General features: G+C 66.3%; 4 protein-coding genes. 3 read left to right on the plus strand and 1 reads right to left on the minus strand.

Annotated features, from left to right (window positions below):
• Window positions 1-237 precede the first annotated feature (237 nt).
• Window positions 238-1,191, plus strand: coding sequence for a hypothetical protein (locus tag D4B81_RS17480; RefSeq protein WP_122263944.1), 954 nt, complete (start codon window positions 238-240; stop codon window positions 1,189-1,191).
• A 272-nt stretch (window positions 1,192-1,463) separates the two neighbouring features.
• Here D4B81_RS17480 and D4B81_RS17485 read toward each other — a convergent pair whose 3' ends face one another.
• The gene (locus tag D4B81_RS17485; RefSeq protein WP_161965285.1) at window positions 1,464-1,937 is read right to left on the minus strand and encodes a hypothetical protein; all 474 of its coding nucleotides are present in this window, start codon (window positions 1,935-1,937) and stop codon (window positions 1,464-1,466) included.
• A 160-nt stretch (window positions 1,938-2,097) separates the two neighbouring features.
• Between D4B81_RS17485 and D4B81_RS17490 the strand changes: the two genes are divergently transcribed.
• Together D4B81_RS17490 and D4B81_RS17495 are read left to right on the plus strand one after the other, a co-directional pair.
• Window positions 2,098-3,483, plus strand: coding sequence for a hypothetical protein (locus D4B81_RS17490; RefSeq protein WP_122263947.1), 1,386 nt, complete (start codon window positions 2,098-2,100; stop codon window positions 3,481-3,483).
• A gap of 95 nt (window positions 3,484-3,578) precedes the next feature.
• The gene (locus D4B81_RS17495; RefSeq protein WP_161965286.1) at window positions 3,579-4,205 is read left to right on the plus strand and encodes a uracil-DNA glycosylase; all 627 of its coding nucleotides are present in this window, start codon (window positions 3,579-3,581) and stop codon (window positions 4,203-4,205) included.
• Window positions 4,206-4,322 lie beyond the last annotated feature (117 nt).

The following is a 4,322-nucleotide window of genomic DNA, read 5'->3' on the forward strand; positions in this document are numbered from 1 at the left end:
ACGAATTGATCTCTCTCAGAACGGCCGCCGCCTGCGCCTCAGCGGTCAGGCGCGGTGCACTCTCATGCCGCAGGTCGTGACTTGCTGCCCTCTCGATGCGAGATGTTGAGGGTCGTCGCCCATGGGCGCGCTATACGCCATCGGGTGCTGATGCTACGGGTCTTTCGCCCGACCGGGCAGACCGTTTCTGCGGAACGGTCCGGGTGGGCTTCCCGTCGAACTGCAATGATGCGAAGCATGAGAACTGCTGCCGGGCTCGTGGGGATCGGCTCGGCGCTGTTCCTCGCGGCGTGCGGGAACCAGTCGGCACCAACCGGGGACGGCTCGGCCGCAACGGGGCCGGCAAGGAGCACTCCCCCCGCTCCACAGGCGGCCGCCGGTCACGAGCCCGAGATTGTGGACCTGTCGAATGAGGTCGTCCTGGCCGCAAGCCCATATCAGCGCTCGGTGCAGGACCCGGTGGTTCTCTGCTTCGGCCCTCAAACAGCGATCTATCCACCTGACTGCATCGGGCCAGAGCTCGAGGGGGCGTTCTCCTGGGCAGACCACGACGTCCAGCAGGAGAACGGGATCACCTGGACAGATGACACCGTGTACGCCATCGGTCACTACGCCCCGGAGGCCGGCGAGCAGGGGACGTTTACCCTGACCCAGCCATTGAACCCCGAGCCTCCTCCGGGTTACGACATGACCGACTGGCTCGACACGGATTTCACCGCACTGTGTGAGGACCCCACGGCCGACATAGCCGGCGTCGACCAGGCCAGCCGCACCCAAGGACCGGCCGGGATGGACGAGGAGCAGGCGCTCCTGACCCTGCTGCGGCAGGACCTGGCCGGCTACGCGACGTCCTGGGTCTCAGACGGCGGGGTGATGAACGTGCTGCTCACCGAGGGCACCGACCTGGACGCCTCCCGGGCCGCGATCCGCGACGTCTACACCGGTCCCCTGTGCCTCGAGATGCGGAACGTCCCCTCCGACCAGGACCTGCGGGCCGCCCAGGACGCCGTGGCCGAACGATCGGACCTTAGATTCCACAGTGTTGGGAGTGGCGGGACCGATCCCCGTTTACACGTCGAGGTCGTGGTCGCCGACCGGGCAACCGTCGACGCCATTTACGAGACTGCCGCACCATGGCTCGCGCCCGATCAGATCGTTATCGTGAGTGCTGTCCAAGCGCTCCAGCCCTAGGTATGCGCAGCGGCCGCCCTCCTGCGCGGGGCGATTCGGTGGCTGAGGACCGGACCGGGCCGACACCGCCAACAGCTAAGCCAGTACGGCCTTGGGGCGCGTCCCGAAAGACGCCAGAACACGGCGTCAGCGTCGACCCGGCAGCGCGCCTTCGGATGCACTGTCATGCCGCTGCGGGAGCGTGGTTCTTGAACCCTATCGGCTGCGCTCGGCCCATGACGCAATCGCCCGTAGGCGGAGTAGCCCCTGCAGGGATCCGGGCATGCAAGTGGTTAAGCGGATGCGGCCTTGCACACCGCCGCCTTGAGGACCCCAACGCTCAACACGGTGCTCTCGCCCGTGGCGCTGTTGTCGATCTCCGCTTGCAACTGGCTGGCGAGGGCCTGTCCCTCACCGTCTGCCTGAAGCTGGGGGACGAGGCTAGCGGTTTGTCCGACCGCCTGCTCCACGCGCGCCCCGTCTCCTGCCAAGGTGGCCAAGAACCATTCGGTCAGCCTAGAGCAGGCCTCTTCCCGGAGCTCTCCTGGAACCGTCCTGTATGCGGCGGCAGCGTCGTCTATCCACTGCTGGCGGGATTTCGCGAAGTCATCCGTGCTCTGTCCAACCCGACTGGCCGCTGTGTCGAGGTGCGGAAACAGTTGATCGGCACTTGTGCCCATACTGCGGGCCAGACCGGCCGCGCCACCACCGCAGCCGCTCACGAGCACAGCCGTCGCAGCTACGCAGAACAGCACGTTGGCCGGCATCCGTCGAACCATGCGGACAAACATCCTCCTGCTGGCACCGCGATGCAACCGTGTTGGCCCGAACGAGGTACGCGCTCACGGAGACTGACCAAACGCTCGGGGGGAGTCCGGCAGATGGGTTCGACGTGCGGCTATGGTGGCCGCCAACGGGAGGAGCAATGTGGCTGAAGAAGCGTGGAATGAAGCACGCCTGATCCCGACGTCCGGAATCTCCGGTGCTGAGGAGCAGGAGCGGCGGGCGACGTCTGCGCTGCTGGCGGTGATGTCGGCGGTGCCGGACTTCAGCCGGGGGATGCTCAAACCGCTGGGCGTGCCGGCCGGCAAGATCGAGGCGTATATCGAGGTCCCCTTCGACCTCAACGGCAAACGGGTCTACCCGGACGGCCTCATCCGGGTATCACGAGGGCAGAAGACCTGGACCGCGCTCGTCGAGGTCAAGACCGGCAAGAACGAGCTGGCGACCGACCAGCTGGAGGCCTACCTCGACGTCGCGAAGGAGCACGGCTTCGACGCGCTGCTGACCATCAGCAACGAGATCCCGCCCACCCCCACCCAGCACCCCACAAAGCTGGACAAGCGAAAGCTACGGAAGGTCTCCATCCATCACTGGTCGTGGAGCCTGCTCCTCTCGACCGCCGTCGTGCAGAAGGAGCACCGCGGTGTCTCCGACCCCGAGCAGGCATGGATCCTGGGCGAGCTGATCCGCTACCTCGAGCATCCCCGCTCCGGAGCCATGGAGTTCGACGACATGGGCGCGGAATGGGTCCCGGTCCGGCAAGCTGTCACCTCGAACACGTTCCGCGCCAGTGACCGGGGCGGACCGGACGTCGTCGCAAGGTTCGACGCCCTGCTGAGGTACGCCAGCCTGCGCCTCGGTCGGCGCCTCGGCACCGACGTCACCCACCTGCTCAGCCGCCGCGAGCTGGCCGACCCTGCACTTCGCCCGCAGACCCTCCTCGCGTCGCTGGAGAGCGACGGGGTGCTGACCGGGGCGATCCGCGTCCCGGACGCCGTCGGAGCGATCACCATCACCGTCGACGTTCGAGCTGGAAGGGTCACCTGTCACACCGACATCGACGCGCCACGGCAGGGGCGCCCGCAGACCCGAGTCAACTGGCTGGTGCGTCAACTGAAGAACGCTCCCGACGGCGTACGGGTCGAGGCATTCATGGCCAACGCTCGCGGGGCGGGAACCACCGAGCTCCTGGGCGCGGTGCGCGAGAACCCTGCCCTGCTCGTGGCAGACCCCAAGCGGGACATCAAGAGCTTCCGAGTGGCCCTGAGCGCACCCTTGGGAACGAAGCGCGCACGCGGACGCGGCGGGTTCATCGACTCGGTCCTCGACCTCACCGACACCTTCTACGCAGACGTGCTCCAGAACCTCAAGGCCTGGTCGGCCACACCCCCCAAACTTAGAGACGACAGCCTAGAAACCCCACCACCCGCAGGGCTGGCCTCCGGCGCGCTCTCTTCACAGGACGGACCGGAAGAAACGACGCCCGAAGACTCGCCAGTTGAGACAGACCGGGTCGAGGCAAGCGGCTAGCCGACCGCCCTTCCAGCAAGAGGCCGTACAGCTCACCACTTGGGCTGCCCTGTCGTAGCTCGTGCTTCCACTCCACACGTAGGAGATTTATGTCGGTGAACCCCAAGGCTCATCGGGACCCGGACCTGGTGAAGCGCAAGTTGGCGCGACTGCAGGCCCCGCATGTCGCCGGACTCAACGCGATGGTGCGTGACATCAACCGTCGCCGCGCCGACGACGGTGCCGCGCCCTGGTTCGACCCCGCAGACGGCGGCACAGACGCCGACGTACTACTGCTTCTCGAGTGCCCTGGGCCTCGTGCCAGTGCGCACAAGGGGTCGGGATTCGTCTCGGCCGACAATGACGACCAGACAGCCGCGAATATCTTCACGCTCCTCCACGACGCCCAGCTTGACCGCAAACGCATCGTCATCTGGAACGTGGTGCCCTGGTACTTGCCGTCTGCCGACGGCAAGAGCACCAAGAACGCCAAGCCAGCCGACGTCGTGGAGGCGGAGCCATGGCTCGACAACCTCGTTACCTTGCTGCCTGGCCTGAGACTGGTCGTGCCGATGGGAGCACCAGCACTTTCCGGATGGATGAAGTACCTGACGGGGTCACCGCAGCGCGCTCTTCTACCCACGCTGGCCGTACCTCATCCAAGTCCTCAAAGGCTGAACACGGACACTGGTGCGCGTTCGCGCATCCTCAACGCTTTCACCCAAGCGGCAACGCTGGGGTAGGTTCCCAGACGCCCGACTCTGCCGCGCTGGGCGTGGCCGCACGCTACTGAGTTCCTAACGGAAGTCAAGCGACTTGGGACGGCTTATTCTGGGCGTGGGCAGGCCGGGGTGTTGGAG

Source organism: Ornithinimicrobium cerasi, from assembly GCF_003702705.1.
Classification (GTDB): Bacteria; Actinomycetota; Actinomycetes; order Actinomycetales; family Dermatophilaceae; genus Ornithinicoccus; species Ornithinicoccus cerasi.

Bases quoted from the DNA above. Each gene is read 5' to 3' on its own strand.
- D4B81_RS17480 (WP_122263944.1), top strand. From the start codon at position 238: ATGAGAACTGCTGCCGGGCTCGTGGGGATCGGCTCGGCGCTGTTCCTC.
- D4B81_RS17485 (WP_161965285.1), bottom strand. From the start codon at position 1,937: ATGCCGGCCAACGTGCTGTTCTGCGTAGCTGCGACGGCTGTGCTCGTG.